Origin of the sequence: Actinoplanes sp. CA-030573, assembly GCF_050951115.1 — a bacterium.
In the GTDB taxonomy this organism is placed as follows: domain Bacteria; phylum Actinomycetota; class Actinomycetes; order Mycobacteriales; family Micromonosporaceae; genus Actinoplanes.
On record NZ_CP192038.1, the window covers coordinates 8,881,540 to 8,898,507 of the forward strand.

The window sequence follows — 16,968 nt, forward strand, 5'->3', positions numbered from 1 at the left end:
TCGGCGGGGTGTCGGGTTGAGCTGGGATGGCTGAAACATCTCGGCATCTCGGCATCTCGGCAAAGGTGCCGTTGAGCTGGGGAAACGGTTGCCGAGATCTTGAAGTGCCGATTTCAAGATCTCGGCAACCGTGGTTCATCTCGGCAGGTCGAGGTTGTTGGTTGCCGAGATGCCGAGATGGTGCCGAGATCTTGAAAGACCATCTCGGCAAGGTGTTTGTGCAGGTGAGATCCGGTGGCGGACCTGCTTTGCCGAGATGCCGAGATGTTTCAGCGATTTTCGGTGTTGCCCGGGTGGCGCTCGACGTGGAAGACGGCCCGGTTACCGCGCTCGTGCTTCCCGGCACGGATCACGTAGTCGCCGCGCCACCGGCCGTTCTGCCCGGTGAGCAGGCGGCCGAGTTGCAGCGGGTTGGGCAGCCGGCCGGTCGCGGTGGTGATGAACTGCCCGTCCCACCGGTCGACGTGCACGCCGTTGAGCTGGTCAGGCTCGGCATCGGCGCGCAGTTCGGCGGCGGACATCGGGGTTTCGCCGTGCCGCTCGTGCCAGCAGGCGAGGAACGTCGTCCACCTGGTCTCATCCTCGTCGATGTCCCGGACGGCGGTGATGTTGCTCAGGAAGCCGTCGATGCCGTGCCAGGCCAGGAACCCGCCGAGGGCCTGCGCCCACGGGGTGAACTGGCGCATCGACACGCCGGTCGAGCGGGGGGCGTCGTTGCCGGTCCAGTCGAGCACCAGCACGAGCAGGTGCCACAGGACGGTGAGCTGATTGCCGGGGTCGAGGATCCACTGGTCGAGGTACGGAATCCCGAAGCCGGTCTGGTCCCGCGACTCCGGGCGGGGCATGTCCGGATCGAGGTGCACCCGCACGGTCCGCGACGCCATGTCGCCGCCGACCTGGAGGTTGTTGCCGGTGGCCATCCACAGCCGGTCGTTGATCCCGCCGACGATGCGTGACGCGCCGAGCTGCCGATCCGACCATGCGCCGGTGGTGACGAGGTTGGCCAGCACGGCGGAGTCGATGACGGTGCCCTCGGGCAGGTTGTCCCAGATCACCACGCCGACCTGTTCGGCGAACACACCGGTGATCGACTTGCGGAGTTCGCCCTCGTCGTCGACCCACGGCAGGATCTTCTGCCCGTAGAGCATGCCCGGCCCGCCGGTCAGGATCGTTTTGCCGGAGGCCGGCATGGTCGCGTCGATCAGCGCGAACGGGGTCAGCGACCGGGTGTAGTGCCGCAGGATCGGTGTCGCGAGCAGCGCGACGTAGTTCGCCCGATCGGCCGGCCCCGCCCACGGGAAGTCGCGCAGGAACCGGTCGAGCAGGAACGAGCGGGCGGCGGCGACCTGCTCGCCGGTGGGGCGTTCCGGGACCGGCTTGAGGTCGACCTTGGAAGCCAGATATAGACCGGTGGCCGGGTCGTAGCCGGGCGCTTGGAGCAGGGTGCCGTCTCGGCGCAGCACCGGGGCGCCGATGATGCCGCGCAGTGGGGCGGTGTTGGGCCAGGTCTTCGCGGCCAGCGCGGCGCCGAGCGCCGCCGCCGCGGGGGTCGCCTCCTCCTCGTAGGTCTCGGGATCGCCGAGGGCGTCCTTGCGGGTGCGCATCCGGTAGACGAAGGTGCGCTCCGCCAGCAGCCCGGCCAGCGCGGCGGGGTTGAGCGGCGACGCGGCGACCGGCAGCGGCGAATCCTCGTCGGCCGCCGTGGTCAGGTCACCGGAGACCTGCTCGATGTGCACCAGCGCGCCGCCCGCGACGTAGATGTCCGGCAGCACGCCGTCACGCAGGATCTGCTTGACCACCCGGATCGTCTCCGGGCCGGTGCCGATCCGGAACCGCGGCAGCTCACTCATGGTGACTTGTCTCCTTCCGGTAGGCGGCCCGCCGGGCCGAGATGATCGCCCCAAACGCGCGTAGGTCGATCGGGTGGGCGCCCCGGGTGACGGCCGCCTTCCGCTTGGCGTCCACGACGTCGTAGTGGAAGTGCACGCACACCCCGTCCACGGCCGGGCACGGCCCGCTGGTGCAGCGCGGCTGAAACCAGGCGCGCCGCAGGCCGATGCGCTCGGCGAACGCGTGCAGCTCGACCGGGGTGTCGGCGGTCAGGTGACTCCAGCGGCCCCGGACCTTGCCGACGGTGGCCGGGACACGGAAGTTGTCGACGTAGACGCTCACACGCTCACCTGCCGCGGGCGGCGCGCTCCGGCGCCCAGCCCGGACCGGATCGTCGCGGCGGTCTCGCGCTCGCCGAGGCCGAGCCGCCGGGCAGCGCCGGTCAGCTCGTCAGCCACGGCCTGTTCGGCGAGCGCGCCGCCGGCGACGAGCTGCCCGAGGCTTTGCGCAGCCATGAACAGCGCCGCGTTCCGGCCGCCCTCGCTCGCCTCGCCGAGCTTGTCGAGGGTGCGGGAGATGGCCGCGTGCAGGTACCGGCCGCGCCGGTCGGCGGGCACCTCGAGCACCCGGCGCGGACCGTCCGGGCGTGGCGGTTCGGGTGTCAGCAGCCGCGCCAGCAGACCGGGCAGCGGCCGGGCCGCCGCCCCGCGGGTGACCTGGTAGGTGCTGCGGTTGACGGTGGTAGGGGCGGCCACGACGTAGCCGCCGCGGGCGCGGGTGTCGATCAGCCAGCCGAGCCGCCCGGCGGTGTTGCGCAGTGCCGGGCCGTGGTCGGGGTGCCGGTAGTACAGGTGCAGCCCGCCGCGCCCGGTCCGCACGCTGTAGGTGTCCCACACTTCCGGGCCGCCGCCGTCCTGGTCGTGGCGGGCGCAGAGCAGCCCGAACACGTCGATGCCGTCACGGCAGGGCGGATCGGCCCACTCGGCCGGCGGGTGCTGGCTCGGCTTGGGGGTGTCGAGGTCGATCACCAGAAGCCGGGAGGGGCCGCAGGCGATCCCGATGCCGTACGGCCCGGATGTCCAGCACGCCTCGATCCGGTGCGGATCGGTGGTGGCGCGCTGCTCCCACCGGTCGCAGGCCGGGCGCTTGTCGCCCGGGATGAGCGGGAAGACGTGCCAGCCGCGGGCGGCGTAGCCGAGAGCGGCGGCGAGCAGGCCGGAACGGTCGAACATGGGTCGTCATCTCCTTCGTTGCGGTCAGCGCGGCGATCAGGCCGCGTAGCGCGGTAGGCGTTCAGGTCGATGACCAGCGCCCCCGCCGCGGGTCCCGCGCTGGCTGGTCCCTGCCGGGCGGTTACGGCGGCCAGGTGCTCGGCTTCGGCGCACGTCTTGTGGCAGTGGCGGCGTTGGCAGTCGCGAAGCTGGGTCGGCCGTCCGCAGACGCGGCAGCCGCCGGAGGCCGCGTATCGGTGGTCGAAGCTGTGCGTCGACCAGTCGCACAGGGCGTGCTCGACGCCGTCCCTGTCGCGGTACACCTGCGGCCCGGAATGGCCGCCGTACCGGCACTCCGCCTCGGCGGCCGGAGGCGCGGCGGTCACCATGCCGGCTCGATCGCCTCACCGGTGATCGCCTCGACCACAGCGGCGACCAGGTCGCGAGCGGCGGGCGGGGTGACGGCGTTGCCGAGCATGCGGACCTTGGCCCGCTTGGACGCCTTGACGAACCGGTAGCCGGGCGTGAACGCCATCCCGGCGCGGATCTCGTCGACCGTGAGCATCCGGAACGTGCACTCGTCGACCGCCGGGGCGGGGCCGAGCAGCCCGTCACCGGCGATCGCGGTCTGGGCGGGCAGCGGATCAGCGAGCGGGCGCACCCGGCCGGTGTCGTAGGCGAACAGGCCCGGCTCGATGCCGATCAGCGACTGATGCCCGGCGGTGGTCAGCGCCCGCATCGGCTCGTCGACCGGCGTCGACATCTGGCCGTGGTCGCCGCGGGCGGTGTTGTTGCGCATCAGCAGCGCCTGGTGGGTGCCCCCGGCGGCGAAGGTCAGTAGCGGCGAGGTGGTGGCCCGCTTGGCGACGCCGTTGTTGCGTAGCGGGATCACCAGCGCGGTTTCGGCGCGGGCGGTCTGCGCCCGCAACGGCTCGTCAACCTGCCGGGCCTGTTTGCCGTCGCGGGCCTCCACCGGCACCAAAAGCGGCGGGCACACCAGCGCTTCGCTCTCGGTGGTGGTCCGTGCCCGCATAGGCGCCGAGGCCGGGGCAGCGGCCCGATTGCGGCCCCCGCCGGCCGGGGCCAGCAGCGCCCCGGACCAGCGGGCCAGCCCGGCGGCGATCCGCGCCCGCGTCTTGGGTTTGAGCCGGTCGCCGATCACCTCGCCGGGCAGCGTCCAGTCGAGCACGCTGGCCGCCGCGAGGGTGTACGGGGCAACGGCCGTCCCGCGGCACTCGGCGTTGGGGCAGCGGTAGAAGTACTGCTGGCCGTAGCGCATGGTGCGCCGCGCGCCGGGCCTCTTGTCGACGTAGACGCCGCGCACGTCGCCGCAGCGCGGGCACCACGACCGGGGCCGCGTCCACTTCGCGAAATCCGGTGCGGCATAGGTGTCGCGCCAGAACACGAAGTACACCCGGTCACGCAGCTGCGGCGCCGGGTCGCCCAGCGCACCCGCGAAAGCGCTGTTGAGCACGACCGTGCGATGCGCGTAGCCGAGCAGCCGCATCCGGCGCAGCCATACGTCGAGGTGCTCCCACTTGAGCACGTCGGTGACGTTCTCCACGATCACCGCCCGGTAGCGGTGAACCTCGGTGAACCGGGGAACGTCCTGCATCAGCATCCGCGACCGGATCGCCGCCTCGTCCGGCAGCGGCTCGCCACCATGCTCGGCGAACATGTCGAGCTGCACGGGCTTGCCGTCGTAGTCGACCTTGCGGCCCTTGGCCACGCTCCAGTTGGTGCACTCCGGGGAGAACCAGCCGATGTCCGTCGTGGGGTGCCGCCGGGGGTCGATGCGGGTGATGTCCTCCCGATCGTGGTCGGCGTCGGGGAAGTTCTGCTGGTGGGTGTCGATCGCGAGCTGCCAGTGGTTCGACGCCATCACCACCCGCACGCCCGGCACCTGGTGCATGCCGGTCGAGCTGCCGCCCGCGCCGCAGAAGTAGTCCGCCACGGTCAGCATCAGGCGGCACCTCCGTAGCACTCCGGCCATCCGCACGGCTGAGCGCCACGAGCCAGCGCGTACGGCACGGACAGCTCGTAGAACCGGTCGGCCGGGTCGCTGTCCGGCGAGCAGGCGGGCCGGACCTCGGTCCACGCCCGCGTGAGGATCTTGCTGGTCGGGTCGTCGGCGTCGGCCCGCACGTCCGGGTGGTGCAGCCGCTCGATGCGGTGTGCCTCGGCCCGGTCGGGGAAGGCGAGCGGTACGGCGGTGAAGCCGGTGCCGTGCTCGGCGGCCGGGATCTCGGCCGCCGTCGTGGTGGTGGTCATGCTGCGGTCCTCCGGTCGAGGGCAGGGCGAGCGGGTGCGGTGGGCAGGGTTTCGGGGCGCACGGCGGCGACGGCGGCGAACAGCCGCCGCAGCAGGTGCAGGGTCAGGCCGACCTGCCGCCGGGCGAGGGCGTCGTGCCGGGCGAGCGGGATGCGGGCGGTGATCTCGGCGTACTCGACGTCACCGGCGCGGACGCGGGTGACGATGGCGCGGGCGCCGAGGTGGTCGGCGATGACCGGCGGGGCGCGGTGTTCGGTGACGCCGCACCGGTGGTCGCGGGCGCACCATCCGGTGTGTGGCGTCTCGGGCCGGATGGTGCGGGCCATGACTCGCGCGGGACGCCGGATCATCGGGGGCCGCCGAGGTTCTGGCGGGCGGCGCGGGCGGTCTGCGCGTCGGCGTGGATGCGGGCGAGGTAGTTGAAGGCGCGGCGGCCGTGGCGCAGCCGGAGTCCGGCGCCCTTGCAGGCGCGGCAGACGGTCAGGCGGCGGGTGATCAGCCGCGGGCGGACGCCGGATTTGCGGCAGCGGCGGCAGCGGCCGAACGGCTTCAGCCAGCACAACGCTGCGTAACATCCGGCGAAGACGGTAGCGAGGGCGAGGGGTGTCACAACATGCCTCCAGAGCGGATTTCGGGGCGTTTTCCGAGGTGGCGCTACCTGCTACCTGCGGAAAGTCTTCGCAGGCAGTGATCGGTGTAGGCAGGTAGCGGCAGAGGTAGCGCTGCCGCTACCTCTGCCTCTGGCGCTACCTCAGCCGCTACCTAACTCTGCGTAGAGGTTTCGTCGTCCGGGTTGGCGTCGCCGTCCGGCTTCGCGGCCGGGTCGGTGGCGCTGTCGCGGGCGGCGATCAGGCCGCGCAGCACGGGCGTCTTGTAGCCCTTGCGGTTGCGGCCGGCGACCTTCACGTCGACCGACTCGACGCCCTGGGCGCGGGCCAGCTCGGACAGCGCGTCCTGGGTGAGCGCGGGGTACGCCTCGGGCCAGCGCTCGGCCAGGGCGGGGGCCGCCTTCTCCCAGTGCTGGCCGTTGGCGGCGGCCACCTCCAGCAGGTCGGCGAGCAGGTCCCGCGCGGCCGGGGCGTCGATCCCGGCGCCGACCTTGCGGCCGTGGCGCAGCACACCCGCCCGGGCGATCAGCGCGGCGGCCTCCTTCGGCGCCGGGAAGTGGTTGCGCACGCTGGTCGGCTCGGCGAGGCCGGTCAGCACGCCCCACCCGGCGTCGATGCCGGGCCGGTAGATGGTGCCGGTGATACCGCGCTTGTAGGCGCCGGTGCCGAGGATCATGTCGTTGGCGACCTGGTCCGGGACCGCCAGGCACCAGCGGATGCCGATGTTGCGGGTAATGCCCGTGGGCAGGGAGTCCTTGTCCGGGATCTGCGTGATGACGATCAGCGTGATCGCCAGCGCCCGGCCGCGCTTGGCGAGCCGCTCGGCGGCCAGCCCGGCTTCCTTGCCCACGGTGGAGTCGCCGAACAGCTCGTGCGCCTCGTCGATGACGATCACGACCGGGTGCAGCCCGGATCCGGGCTTGGCGGCCAGCTCCGGCGTGACCTTGCGCTCGGGGGCCTCACCGCGCAGGTACGCCTCCTTGATGCGCTTGCCGCGCCGCTCCGCCTCGGCCAGGCCCCAGTTCAGCATGCCCAGTCCGGCGGCCATGTCCTCATCGGACAGCCCGCACACGTAGGTCGAGCACAGCGGCTCCATGTCGAGGAAGTCACCGGTGCCCTTGTACTCGGCGATCTTCAGCTCGACGGTGGGGTCGAGCAGGAACGTGGTGACCAGCGAACGGCCGGCGAACGACTTGCCGGAGCCGGGACGGCCGCCGATCAGGTAGTTCATGCCGAAGCCCTGCGCCTTGATCGGGCGTAGCCGCTGGTCGTAGCCGAACTCGGTCAGCTCGAAGTACGAGGTGCGGGCGTTCTCGTCGGTCAGCGGCCAGCGGGGCGTGCCCATCTTGGAGGCGGGCTTGTAGCCGACCCACAGATCGACCTGCCCGGCGTGGTCCGGCCCCGCGGTGGGCCACACCTGGTCGATCGGCAGCCGCAACGCCGACGACAGGGCGTCGCGCTTCTCCAGGACCTTGACGGCTTCCATGCCCTCGGGCAGGTCGATGCGGGCCAGCCAGCCCGGCCCGTCCCGGTGGATGCCCGGGTGCTTGAAGCTGATGGAGGCGGGGTCCTTCATCCTGCTCATGCCGAGGTTGGAGAACGCGGAGCGCACCATCTCGGCGGTCAGCTTGACGAACTTCGGCCCGTTGGAGACGTGGTCGAGGATCGGCGAGTCGATCGGCCGGCCGAGCCGGGCCAGCCCGATCAGCAGTCCGACCAGCGCCGCCCACCAGCCGATCGCGGGCACCGCGCCGGTGGCGTGCAGCCCCAGCACCGTGACCATCAGGGCGATGGTGGCGGGGATGACCAGCCACCACCGGGCCTTGCTCGACTTCGCCCGGGTCCGGTCGAGGGCCTGCCAGGTGTGCGCGTCGTTGGTGTTCGCCGCGTGCTGCCGCAACGCGAAGTTGCCCTCCTCGGCGGCGGCCCACCGGATCACCGTGCCCACCACCCGGCGGGCGCCCTTGGGCGCGTACCACAGCGTCTTGACCGCGTACTTCGGCGAGCGAGTCAGGTAGAAGCCGATCGTGTAACCGGCGAGGTCACGCGCCACGCGTACCCGGGAACGGAACTCGTGCTGATCACGCAGCCAGGCCGGGATGATCGGCACCCGCGGCCGGGTGGTCAGCGACTGCCACGTGGTGGTGATCGGCACGTCGGCGGCGTCGACCGGCACGCCGTCGACGACCTCGCCCTCGACGACCGTCTCCGCATCCCCGTCGGGCACGGCCGGTTCGCCGTGCTCGGCGGGCTGTACGTCCGTGCCCGGCTCGGTCAGGCCGCCAGGCACCAGCCGCAGATAGCGCGGCTCGTCGTCCGGCACCTCGCCGGGCGTCAGGTTGGGGGTGGTGGTCATCAGATGCGTTTCCCTTCCGCCTGCTCGGCGAGGTAGGTCAGTCGGTTACGGACGGCGGCGATCGTGGTGCGCGGCGGCATGGACGGTTCGTCCTGCTCGGCGGTGATGAACGCGACGGCGGCGCGGAGCCCGCCGATGAGCTGGCCGAGCAGGCTGCGCAGGAACGCGTTCTGCTCGGCCAGGCGGGTGCAGTTCGGGCAGTCGCGGCTCATCCGGCGACCGCGAGGCCGGCGAGCTGGTCGGCGACATCGGGCGCAAGCACGGCCGCGGTGTCGAGGTACTCCCGGGCGTGGGCGAAGATCTCCCAGCCGTGCCAGGTCGGATAGGCGGCCATCGACCGGTACGCCCGCCCGTCGTCGTCGGTGCCGTGGTGCTCGCCGGTCAGCAGGTCAGGGTTGTTGAGGCCGGCCAGGTGCAGCCAGGACTGCAACGCGGCGATGCTGTCGAAGTCGATGGCCATCGACTCGCCGTCGGGGCGGACCCACATGCTGGTGGGGTCGGCCAGCAGCAGCAGTTCGGCCATCACGGCGCGGCGGTTCTTGCGCTCGCTCACGCGGCCTCCCCGCTCGTGCCGATCAGGTGCGGGTAGCGCTCGATGTCGAACAGGGCGACGAACTCGCCGACCGCGTCCGACACGTTCAGGTGCAGGTCGCAGGCGGTCTCGGTCAGCACGTCGATCGCGTCGTCGAACACGCCGATCCAGTCGATGCCCGGCTCGGCGCGGCGCAGGTAGACGGCGATCGGGCAACACGTCGCCTCACCGCGCCGGCCGGTGATTCCGGCCTCGGCGAGGTGGTAGGCGATGGCGTCGGGGGTGTCGCCGAGGTCGGTGATCAGTTCGGCGATCCGGTCGGCGATCGCGTCGCCGCCGGTCAGGTCGGGGAAGTCGAGGATGGTCATGAGGCGCGCTCCGTTCCGGATGCCGATTAGGCGGCGATGATCAGGGCGGCGGCGAACAGCCACAGGTAGTGGAAGGACTGGTCCAGGGCGTAGGAGCCGCAGCCCAGCGACGGGTTGTCGTCGCGGCCGGGCCGCGGGGCGCCGAGGGCGTAGAAGCGGTCCGCGCCGAACCAGACGGCGAGGCGCTTGAGCGGGGTGCGCCGGTCGGCGATGTAGTGCGTCACCGCCGACACGAGCAGCCCGGCCGTGAGCTGGCCGATCGACAGGGGCAGGTGCAGCACGATCGGCAGCAGCGCCACCGCCAGGACGGCGGTCAGCGTGTAGGTGACGACGTGGGCGGCGCAGGCGAGGCGGCCCGGCCAGCCGGGCAGGCCCTTGCGGTCGGCCTGCCGCTGGGTCTGCACCCAGTGATCGGCGACCTGATGGGCGACGAACAGGGCGGCGAAGACGGCGGCGAACGTGGCGCCGCGCGTCGTGGCGTCTGGCAGCATGAGGGGTCTCCCGAAGGTCTGAGGAAGGGCTGAGGGGGCCGGAGCGCGGCCGAGGGACCGCGAAGCCGTGAGGCCGCGCTCCGGGCGTAGTCAGTTCTGGTCGGCCTTGCGCATCTGCGCGGACGCGGCCTTGCGGCGGCGGACGGCCTCGGCGCTGAACAGCGGCGGCGCGACCTTCTCGGCCCGGCGGCGGATGTCGGCCCACTGCCGGTCGGGGATCGTGTTCGGCACGCGGGCGGCCATCAGTCGAGACCCACGTTCTTGCGGATCCACTTGTTGCCGTTGCGGACCTGGCGCTGCTCGTGCCGGTTGGCGATCCGGTCGGCCTGCCGGCCGCCCATCCCGGACGCCTTGAGGTCCTTGCGGATCTTGTTGGCGTCGTCCTTGGCGTTCTTCTCGACCTGGAACACTGGGGATTCCTCGCTTTCTTGGCGCGCCGCTCTGGCGGCCACCGCACGCGGAACCTGTTGCGTGGCAACGGATTCCGCGCACGGAAGCGGTCAGCGGCGGCGGGTCAGGCCGCGGAGCACGGCGACGGCGGCGTCACCGGCGAGGCGGCCGATCTGGTTCTCCCGGAAGCTGGCCGGGTCCTCGGTGCTGCCCTTGGGCATCCGGCCCTTGGCGGCGCGGCCGGTTTCCAGGTCGACGACCCATCCGGTCTTGCGGGCCATCAGCGGCCACCTCCCCGGCGCTGCTGGTCGGTGGCGGCGCGCTGGGCGTCGCGGCGGCGCTGCTCGGCGTGCGAGGCGGCGTGCTCACGGCGCCATTCGTCCTGCTTGGCGCGCAGGGCGGTCTTGCTGTCCATGACGCGGGGTCTCCCTCCCCGGCCGCCCCGGTGGCGGCCACCGCACACGACCGGACCTCGGCGGCCCGGGCGTGGCGGAGGCCGTCAGCGGCGGCGCTGGACACCCTCGTCGCGGGTGCGCTGGTAGTCGCGGGCGCGCGGGTACTTCGCGGCCCGGTCGGTGTAGGGCAGGGATTCGCTGGCCACGGTTTCGGCGATGCGACGGGCCGTCTCGTCGGTCGGGCGGCGGCGCATCAGCGGCCGGCCTTGCGGCGCCGCTCGTCGGCCAGGCGCTGCGCCTCGGCCATCTGCTGCTCGCGCTGGCGCCGGTTGCGTTCCTTGACCTCGGCGTGCTGCACGTTCAGCCACTTGTCGGACATACTGGTGACCTCCCAAAGGTCTGCTGACTGGATGGGGTGACCGGCTGCACAGCACGTGCTTGCAGGCTCAGGGCTGTGCAGCCGGGCGGAACTAGTGCTGCTGGTGCATCAGGTGCGCCAGAGCGGCGCCCATGCCCAGCACCGCGACGGGGATGCACGCGACCACCGCGGTAACGCCCCACGGCGCCGCATCCCAGTGCGCGGCGTTCATCAGGTGGTAGGTGACCTGCCCGAGCCCGCCGAGGGCGAGCGAGCCGATCGCGGACCACTTCGCGAAGCGGCGGGCGTCACCGGCCACCCGGCCGGACAGCCACACCCACAGCGCGTACGCGGCGTAGGTCTCGACCCCGATCGGCAGCGTGATCGCCGTGTCGATCTGGAAGTCGGTGATGCCCGGAAGCAGCGTGACCTTGCCGAAGCCGGTCAACCGTCCCATCTCAACCCACCCGGCCCAGATCGCGACGAACGCGGGCAGGCACAGGATCAGCACGGGCCAGGTCACCGGAGCCTTCACCCTGGGCGCGGGCTGCTCGACGGCGGCGGGCGGGGCCGCCTCGGCGGGCGGCGTGGTCACGTCCGGCAGCGGCTCGGCGGGGTCGGCGACGTTCGTCAGGTCGGCGAAGTCGGTCGCCGTGGCCGAGTCCGTCACGACCGGCGGCGCGGCCTCGGCGTCGTCGACCGGCTCGACCGGGGCGGCGACGGGCGCGGCGTCGAAGTAGTTCTGCGCCTCGTCCTCGATCATGACGATCGGTCGCAGCGGCTCGGCCTCGGCGTGCGGCGCGTCGCCGGTGGTGTCGGCCAGCGCGGCGAGCAGCGCCTTGGCCTTGTCGGGGCCGATGTGCAGCTCCTTCATCAGCCGGTTGCGCGACGGCAGCTCGCCGGTCTCGGCCATCAGCTCGACGGCCTTGGGCTTGAGTGCCTCGATCGCGGCCGGGAACGCGCTGCGCGGGGTGCGGGTCAGGGTGGCGGCGGTCATCACTTACCTCCGTGCGAGAGAGCGGAGAAGAACGTGCCGACACCCGAGACGACCGTGTGGACGGCCGATGCGGCGTCGTTCGGGTTGGTGATCGCGTAGTAAGCGGCGAACGCCAGCACGACGAGGCCGGCGAGCTTGCGCAGGTTCATGGGGTTGCCTCCTCGGCAGGTCAGACGGTGTGCGGGTCAGGCGGCCCGGTGCGCGGCCGGTCGGTTGATGCGGGCCGCGACGAACGCGAACGTCTCGCGCAGCACGCGGGCCTCGGCGCGGCGCAACCGCATCCGGTCCAGCTCGTCCGGGGCGCCGCGCTCGGCGGCGGCCAGCAACGTCAGTTCAGCGTTCAGCCACTCCAGCTCGGCGGCGATCAGGTCTTCCTCGGCGACCAGCGCCGCCAGGTCGGCAGCGGTCGGCTCGCTCAGGTCGAGGTCGTTCATGGGGCGTCGGTGTCCCTTCGCGGAAGTCAGGCGGCCCGCGGCACCCGGGGGCGCACAACGCGGCAGCTCTGGCAGCAGGTCTGTTTGCGCGCCATCGGCGCCAGGTTCTTGCAGCGCTCGCAGGTGCGCCAGCAGGCGCTCTGAGCAGCGGTAACGGTGACGAGCGAGCTGAGGGACGGCATGGCATGCATCTCCTTGCACTCGATCGGAGAAGTAGGCAATGTGGCGTAGGGTTTGCCCTCCGCGCGGCCGGCCCTGGTCGGGGCCGGACCGCGCGGAACGCCGTGAGCAGCCGGGCCGTCGAGATGGCCCGTGGAATCGAGCTAGGTCTACTTGTCCGCCACCGCGCGCTCACGCCGTCACGCCCCCACCCGCCATGCGTCGCGGGATCGTGCGCCGGTCGCCTCATCGCGTGCCCACCGCCGATGCCGACGGCTACGGGGCAGCCAGTGTTCTGCTGGCCGCTGAGCGGGGCCTAGACCTGTCGCTTACTGCTGGCGCCGCCTGGGTCGATCCCCGCTTCCCAGCGGGAGGTAGAGCGCCTGACCGGTTGCTGCGCGGTTCGGTCAACACCGCCTCTGTGGAGTTATTCGGCAATCGCCTTCAAGTTGCGATTCCCTGTTGCGCATCACGCTAGCGGAACCAGGCAAGATGCGCAACAGGGTTGCGGTACTCTGAACTCATGGCTGATGAACGGAGCGATTTGATCGCCGCAACAAGGCTGTACGAGCAGACCGAGGTGGCACACGAAGACGCGCGCCAGCAGGCGATTCAGGCCGTTCTAGCCGCCCTCCGGGGCGGTATCGGCCCGACCGAGGTCGAGCGCTTGTCGCCCTTCACTGGCGCCTACATCCGCAAGATCGCACGAGAGAACGGCGTTCCTCCAGCCGCCCCCGGCCCGAAGCGACCGAGCGCATAGCCGGCCATTCCTCACCTCCGTTCATCGATCTCTTCCGCTTGGCGAGCACCGCCCGCACCACTAGGAGACCTCGACCCTGGTGACGCTAAAACGACCTTGCCGGGACGCTTGGGACGTTTATAGTGATGGAAACGTCCCAAGCGACCGGTGAGGTCAGCCATGGCGAACCAGAGGTTGAAAGATGCGCTCGACAGGGCGCGCGTCACGCCCGACGCGCTCGCCCTGTACACGGAAAGCGATGTGAAGACCGTCCATCGGTGGCTGGGCGGCCGCGTGCCACACCCGCGCACACGCTTCAAGATCGCGAAGCGCCTGCAGGAGGATGTGGACTACCTGTGGCCAGAGGCCAGGAAGGCTGCGGCGGCCACTTCGGACTCATCCGGGGTAGTGCAGCTCTACCCGAATCGAGCATCCGTTCCACCGCAACTCTGGGATCGGCTCCTCGATCGCGCAGCGAAGGATGTGGCTTTCCTCGTTTATGTCGGCATGTTCCTGACAGAGAAACCCGACCTGCTCAGCAACCTCCGGGCGAAGGCTGCGAACGGCGCGCGAGTTCGGATATTACTCGGCGATCCCCAATGCGAGGCGGTCAAACAGCGCAGCGAAGACGAGGGAATCGGGCGTGACACGATCTCGGCAAAAATTGCCCATGCCGCAGCATTCTTCCGCCCACTATCGGGCGTGCCAAATATTGAAATAAGAACGCACGGAACTGTTCTCTACAACTCCGTTTACGTATTCGATGACGATATGATCGTCAATCCCCACGTATTCGGCATAACCGCACCCATGGCGCCCGCGCTTCACATCCATCGAACCGCAGGAAATGGCTTGTTCGACACCTACGCTGGCAGCTTTGAGGCCGTGTGGGAGACGGGAACGAAGAGTGCCTAAGACCGATTACCTCCACGACCCCGGCGCGCCGCAGGCTAACTCACTCGTCCCCGCCGTTGCTGTCGTGGTCCGCGACAACCAAGGGCGGGTACTGCTGATTCAGCGCACGGATAACGGACTCTGGGCCTTACCCGGCGGCGCCCAGGACATCGGAGAGAGCGTAAGCCAGGCAGCCATCCGGGAAGTCGAAGAGGAGACCGGAGTCCGAGTGGAGCTACTCGGCGTCTCGGGCATCTATTCCGATCCTGGACACGTCATAGCCTATGATGACGGCGAGGTTCGGCAGGAATTTTCGATCTGCTTCCGAGGGCGACCAGTGGGCGGAACCGTCCGTCTCAGCGATGAATCTTCGCGGGTCGAATGGGTGCCTGCTGACACTCTATCGAATCTCCGGATACATCCATCCATGACCAAAAGGATCTACCATGGACTCAGCGACGGGGAACCCTACGTTGACTGACGCTTCGGCGAGTTCACCATTCTCTGTTCCGTTCGGGCTATAGCCGCACCCAAGTCCCCCTCCGCCTCGGTAATGAAGGCGGTGACAAGGTCCGCCGGCCCGTATCGCTCTTTAATCTCTGCAACGCGCTCAGTAAAGGTAGTCGGCTCACCGTCGGGCGTTGTTGTGAGATCGCAAAACCACAGCGCATCTCGGACGGCTGATCCTTCATCCGGAAATTGGTTTATCTCGCTCTCCAGCCCGCGCATCCGGGCCTCTCGGATCGCACATGAATGATGAGCAACAAGACACACCAGACGCTCCGGGGCGTCAATCGAGCGCAGGAAGTACGCGCCGTCTAGCGGGTGGAACCCAGTTCGACTCAGGTCCGGGGCATACCCGACGTCGTGCAGGACCGCGGCGGCCTCCAGCAGTGCCGCTTCGTCACCGACGGCAGCCGACAACGTCTGAGCCTTGGAGGCAACGCCCTGGACGTGTGCCCACCGGCGGGGCAGCACAGGCGCGAGCACTCGTTCGGCAGTCTCGTAGGCCCATGGCAGCAGCATGGGAGAACCGTAACGGCCAACAGGACCCATCACGAAGTACCTCCTTGGATGAGATCAGGCAAGGATCGGAGTCGCTCGCGGCACAGTCCGAAGCGGTCTCGGTGAGGCCTCGGCTGCTCAGGGCATCGCCGTCTTACCGGATGCCTACCGAAGCGGCGTCCTGATGATCGCTGCCGAGATACTGCTTGCCTGATCAGGGCACACGAGGGGCAGAGGGATCGCGTCGCCCTCCGGAGGCGAAAGCGCAGGTTCGAATCCTGCCGGGGGCACGTTACAGAACTGCAACAACGCAGCGTTATTGATCGTGTGCTGCACGTCGAAGCCACCTTCACGCTCCCCTGAATATCGCGCAGAAGATCTTCACGAGCCCGACGGCGACCACGCTGTCGGGCTCGCTGCTTGTGCGGGTACAACCGAGCAAGCCTGCCAAAGTTGCCTGCGAGCCGAGCATTCCCGACCGGCCGGATCTGGCGGGAACGGGGCCTGAGCAGGGACCAGCATGAAGCGGTCGCCGGTGCGGCAAGTCCCAGGCCGGGTCGAGCACGGTTCGGCAAGAATTGCCCGGATCGGGTGACAAGCTGCCGGGCTTCGGGGGCGCTATGCGAGATCCAGTCGGAGGGTGGTCGACGTTGCTGGTGGGCCGGTCATCGCCTGTGTGTAGGTGGAGTGGCCGTACTTGCTCCGGTAGGCCTCGTCGATACGCCCGTTGATGTCGGGCTCGTCGACGGCGCTGAAGCGGACGTGGTGCTCGTGTCCAGCCGTGGTGATCGAGCCGCTGCCGTGTCGGCGGGCGCGTCGGTACCAGATGCCGGCCTCGCCTTTCCAGGAGCGAACGTAGAGGGTGCCGTCGACGGCCACGATCCAGATCGGTGTGCGCACCTCGGGTCGGCCGGGTGCGGGTACGGCGATGTCGACCTCGACGGCGTCGGCGAGCTGTCGGATGGTGGCGGTGTCCCAGGTCATGACGGCTGCTTCTCCTTGGACGGTCCGAGCAGTGGGTTACTGGTCTGCCGCCGTGTTGGACGGTGCGCGGGTGGCGAGCCAGCTGGATAGCAGGCGTAGGGCGTCGTGGGCGGGGGTGCCGGTTTCGGCGCTGTAGGCGGTGAGGGTCAGGCCGGGGTCGGCGGGTAGCGGCATGGCCTCGAAGGCGAGGTCGAGGCGTCCGACGACCGGGTGGTGGAAGTGTTTGACGCCGGTGTGGTGCAGGCGCACGTTGTGGGCGGCCCAGCGGATGCGGAAGGTGTCGCTGCGGGTGGCGAGTTCGCCGACCAGGTCGGTGAGGGCCTTGTTGTAGGGGTCGCGGCCGGCTTCGGTGCGCAGCAGGTTGACAGTGGTGTCGGCGGCGTCGTTCCAGTTCGGGTAGAACTCCTCGGCGGCGGGGTCGAGGAAGCAGAAGCGGGCCAGGTTGACCGGCCGGGTGGCGGCGGTGAACGCGGGCGCGTAGAGGGCCTGGCCGAGGGGGTTGATGGCCAGGATGTCGAGCCGACCGTTGCGGACGAAGGCGGGGGCGTCGGTCATCGCGTCGAGCAGGCTCTGCACGCCGGGCCGGATCTGCTGCTTGGCGGGGCGGCGTTGGCGGGTGCGGCCGGTGCTGTTGGCGGCGCGGGCCAGGTCGTAGAGGTGTGAGCGTTCGGCCTCGTCGAGCTGTAGGGCGCGGGCGATGGCGTCCAGGACGCTGTCAGAGACGCCGGTCAGGTTGCCGCGTTCCAGGCGGGTGTAGTAGTCGGGGCTGACCCCGGCGAGTAGCGCGACCTCGGCGCGGCGCAGGCCGGGGACGCGGCGGGTACCGCCGAAGGACGGGATGCCGGCCCGCTCTGGGGTGATCTTGGCGCGTCGGGAGGCGAGGAACTCGCGCACGTCGCCCTGGGTGTCCATGTCCGCCACGGTACGGCGCCCGGCCGGGCCGAGG

The 16,968-nt window shown here is 70.3% G+C and carries 27 protein-coding genes and 1 tRNA gene; 4 read left to right on the forward strand and 24 right to left on the reverse strand.

What is annotated here, in order from left to right; all coding sequences use genetic code 11:
* Nucleotides 1–269: 269 nt before the first annotated feature.
* The 21 genes from ACQP2F_RS40960 to ACQP2F_RS41060 all read right to left on the reverse strand — a co-directional run bounded on the left by ACQP2F_RS40960 (nucleotide 270) and on the right by ACQP2F_RS41060 (nucleotide 12,241).
* A complete protein-coding gene (locus tag ACQP2F_RS40960) occupies nucleotides 270–1,850 on the reverse strand; it encodes a hypothetical protein (protein WP_433297413.1) in 1,581 nt (526 codons plus the stop codon).
* Nucleotides 1,843–2,172, reverse strand: coding sequence for a DUF4031 domain-containing protein (locus tag ACQP2F_RS40965; protein WP_433297415.1), 330 nt, complete (start codon nucleotides 2,170–2,172; stop codon nucleotides 1,843–1,845). Before ACQP2F_RS40965 ends, ACQP2F_RS40960 begins: the two co-directional genes overlap by 8 nt.
* Nucleotides 2,169–3,062 carry a bifunctional DNA primase/polymerase gene (locus ACQP2F_RS40970; RefSeq protein ID WP_433297417.1) on the reverse strand — a complete coding sequence of 298 codons (894 nt, stop codon included), beginning with the start codon at nucleotides 3,060–3,062 and terminating at the stop codon, nucleotides 2,169–2,171. Before ACQP2F_RS40970 ends, ACQP2F_RS40965 begins: the two co-directional genes overlap by 4 nt.
* Before the next feature lie 361 nt (nucleotides 3,063–3,423).
* Complete coding sequence (locus tag ACQP2F_RS40975) at nucleotides 3,424–5,004, reverse strand: DNA cytosine methyltransferase (RefSeq protein ID WP_433297419.1); 1,581 nt, start codon at nucleotides 5,002–5,004, stop codon at nucleotides 3,424–3,426.
* A complete protein-coding gene (locus tag ACQP2F_RS40980; RefSeq protein ID WP_433297421.1) occupies nucleotides 5,004–5,312 on the reverse strand; it encodes a hypothetical protein in 309 nt (102 codons plus the stop codon). The genes ACQP2F_RS40975 and ACQP2F_RS40980 overlap by 1 nt, the downstream gene beginning before the upstream one ends.
* Nucleotides 5,309–5,638 carry a hypothetical protein gene (locus ACQP2F_RS40985; protein WP_433297423.1) on the reverse strand — a complete coding sequence of 110 codons (330 nt, stop codon included), beginning with the start codon at nucleotides 5,636–5,638 and terminating at the stop codon, nucleotides 5,309–5,311. The genes ACQP2F_RS40980 and ACQP2F_RS40985 overlap by 4 nt, the downstream gene beginning before the upstream one ends.
* Nucleotides 5,639–5,658: 20 nt before the next feature.
* Nucleotides 5,659–5,922, reverse strand: a complete 264-nt coding sequence (locus tag ACQP2F_RS40990; protein WP_433297425.1) for a hypothetical protein — start codon at nucleotides 5,920–5,922, stop codon at nucleotides 5,659–5,661.
* A 152-nt stretch (nucleotides 5,923–6,074) separates the two neighbouring features.
* Complete coding sequence (locus ACQP2F_RS40995; RefSeq protein ID WP_433297427.1) at nucleotides 6,075–8,276, reverse strand: FtsK/SpoIIIE domain-containing protein; 2,202 nt, start codon at nucleotides 8,274–8,276, stop codon at nucleotides 6,075–6,077.
* Complete coding sequence (locus ACQP2F_RS41000; protein ID WP_433297429.1) at nucleotides 8,276–8,488, reverse strand: hypothetical protein; 213 nt, start codon at nucleotides 8,486–8,488, stop codon at nucleotides 8,276–8,278. Before ACQP2F_RS41000 ends, ACQP2F_RS40995 begins: the two co-directional genes overlap by 1 nt.
* Nucleotides 8,485–8,799, reverse strand: coding sequence for a hypothetical protein (locus ACQP2F_RS41005; protein WP_433307821.1), 315 nt, complete (start codon nucleotides 8,797–8,799; stop codon nucleotides 8,485–8,487). The genes ACQP2F_RS41000 and ACQP2F_RS41005 overlap by 4 nt, the downstream gene beginning before the upstream one ends.
* Before the next feature lie 26 nt (nucleotides 8,800–8,825).
* Nucleotides 8,826–9,176: a hypothetical protein gene (locus tag ACQP2F_RS41010; RefSeq protein WP_433297431.1), complete on the reverse strand. Its 351-nt coding sequence runs from the start codon at nucleotides 9,174–9,176 to the stop codon at nucleotides 8,826–8,828.
* 26 nt (nucleotides 9,177–9,202) lie between these two features.
* Complete coding sequence (locus tag ACQP2F_RS41015) at nucleotides 9,203–9,667, reverse strand: DUF3307 domain-containing protein (protein WP_433297433.1); 465 nt, start codon at nucleotides 9,665–9,667, stop codon at nucleotides 9,203–9,205.
* Nucleotides 9,668–9,757: 90 nt separating this feature from the next.
* Nucleotides 9,758–9,910, reverse strand: coding sequence for a hypothetical protein (locus ACQP2F_RS41020; protein ID WP_433297435.1), 153 nt, complete (start codon nucleotides 9,908–9,910; stop codon nucleotides 9,758–9,760).
* The gene (locus tag ACQP2F_RS41025; protein ID WP_433297437.1) at nucleotides 9,910–10,077 is read right to left on the reverse strand and encodes a hypothetical protein; all 168 of its coding nucleotides are present in this window, start codon (nucleotides 10,075–10,077) and stop codon (nucleotides 9,910–9,912) included. Before ACQP2F_RS41025 ends, ACQP2F_RS41020 begins: the two co-directional genes overlap by 1 nt.
* A 90-nt stretch (nucleotides 10,078–10,167) precedes the next feature.
* Nucleotides 10,168–10,338 (reverse strand): hypothetical protein, encoded by a 171-nt coding sequence (locus tag ACQP2F_RS41030; RefSeq protein ID WP_433297439.1) that lies wholly within the window; start codon nucleotides 10,336–10,338, stop codon nucleotides 10,168–10,170.
* Nucleotides 10,338–10,472: a hypothetical protein gene (locus tag ACQP2F_RS41035; protein ID WP_433297441.1), complete on the reverse strand. Its 135-nt coding sequence runs from the start codon at nucleotides 10,470–10,472 to the stop codon at nucleotides 10,338–10,340. Before ACQP2F_RS41035 ends, ACQP2F_RS41030 begins: the two co-directional genes overlap by 1 nt.
* Before the next feature lie 84 nt (nucleotides 10,473–10,556).
* A complete protein-coding gene (locus tag ACQP2F_RS41040) occupies nucleotides 10,557–10,706 on the reverse strand; it encodes a hypothetical protein (protein WP_433297443.1) in 150 nt (49 codons plus the stop codon).
* Complete coding sequence (locus ACQP2F_RS41045; RefSeq protein WP_433297445.1) at nucleotides 10,706–10,831, reverse strand: hypothetical protein; 126 nt, start codon at nucleotides 10,829–10,831, stop codon at nucleotides 10,706–10,708. Before ACQP2F_RS41045 ends, ACQP2F_RS41040 begins: the two co-directional genes overlap by 1 nt.
* A gap of 91 nt (nucleotides 10,832–10,922) precedes the next feature.
* Nucleotides 10,923–11,807 carry an ABC transporter permease gene (locus tag ACQP2F_RS41050; RefSeq protein WP_433297447.1) on the reverse strand — a complete coding sequence of 295 codons (885 nt, stop codon included), beginning with the start codon at nucleotides 11,805–11,807 and terminating at the stop codon, nucleotides 10,923–10,925.
* Nucleotides 11,807–11,956: a hypothetical protein gene (locus tag ACQP2F_RS41055; RefSeq protein ID WP_433297449.1), complete on the reverse strand. Its 150-nt coding sequence runs from the start codon at nucleotides 11,954–11,956 to the stop codon at nucleotides 11,807–11,809. The genes ACQP2F_RS41050 and ACQP2F_RS41055 overlap by 1 nt, the downstream gene beginning before the upstream one ends.
* A gap of 36 nt (nucleotides 11,957–11,992) precedes the next feature.
* Nucleotides 11,993–12,241 carry a DUF6284 family protein gene (locus ACQP2F_RS41060; protein ID WP_433297451.1) on the reverse strand — a complete coding sequence of 83 codons (249 nt, stop codon included), beginning with the start codon at nucleotides 12,239–12,241 and terminating at the stop codon, nucleotides 11,993–11,995.
* 682 nt (nucleotides 12,242–12,923) lie between these two features.
* Here ACQP2F_RS41060 and ACQP2F_RS41065 point away from each other — a divergent pair.
* The 3 genes from ACQP2F_RS41065 to ACQP2F_RS41075 all read left to right on the forward strand — a co-directional run bounded on the left by ACQP2F_RS41065 (nucleotide 12,924) and on the right by ACQP2F_RS41075 (nucleotide 14,514).
* Nucleotides 12,924–13,160: a hypothetical protein gene (locus tag ACQP2F_RS41065; protein WP_433297453.1), complete on the forward strand. Its 237-nt coding sequence runs from the start codon at nucleotides 12,924–12,926 to the stop codon at nucleotides 13,158–13,160.
* 159 nt (nucleotides 13,161–13,319) lie between these two features.
* Nucleotides 13,320–14,054 (forward strand): DUF5919 domain-containing protein, encoded by a 735-nt coding sequence (locus tag ACQP2F_RS41070; RefSeq protein WP_433297455.1) that lies wholly within the window; start codon nucleotides 13,320–13,322, stop codon nucleotides 14,052–14,054.
* Complete coding sequence (locus tag ACQP2F_RS41075) at nucleotides 14,047–14,514, forward strand: NUDIX hydrolase (protein WP_433297457.1); 468 nt, start codon at nucleotides 14,047–14,049, stop codon at nucleotides 14,512–14,514. The genes ACQP2F_RS41070 and ACQP2F_RS41075 overlap by 8 nt, the downstream gene beginning before the upstream one ends.
* Here the strand turns inward: ACQP2F_RS41075 and ACQP2F_RS41080 are convergent.
* Nucleotides 14,502–15,059, reverse strand: coding sequence for an HD domain-containing protein (locus ACQP2F_RS41080; protein ID WP_433297459.1), 558 nt, complete (start codon nucleotides 15,057–15,059; stop codon nucleotides 14,502–14,504). The two genes, ACQP2F_RS41075 and ACQP2F_RS41080, sit on opposite strands and share 13 nt — an antisense overlap.
* Before the next feature lie 206 nt (nucleotides 15,060–15,265).
* On the opposite strand from ACQP2F_RS41080, the gene ACQP2F_RS41085 reads away from it, so the two are divergent.
* Nucleotides 15,266–15,325, forward strand: a tRNA-Arg gene (locus tag ACQP2F_RS41085).
* A 331-nt stretch (nucleotides 15,326–15,656) separates the two neighbouring features.
* Here the strand turns inward: ACQP2F_RS41085 and ACQP2F_RS41090 are convergent.
* The gene (locus tag ACQP2F_RS41090; protein ID WP_433297461.1) at nucleotides 15,657–16,022 is read right to left on the reverse strand and encodes a DUF2255 family protein; all 366 of its coding nucleotides are present in this window, start codon (nucleotides 16,020–16,022) and stop codon (nucleotides 15,657–15,659) included.
* A gap of 36 nt (nucleotides 16,023–16,058) precedes the next feature.
* On the reverse strand, nucleotides 16,059–16,934 hold the full coding sequence (locus tag ACQP2F_RS41095) for a helix-turn-helix transcriptional regulator (protein WP_433297463.1): 876 nt from the start codon (nucleotides 16,932–16,934) through the stop codon (nucleotides 16,059–16,061).
* Between the last annotated feature and the right edge of the window lie 34 nt (nucleotides 16,935–16,968).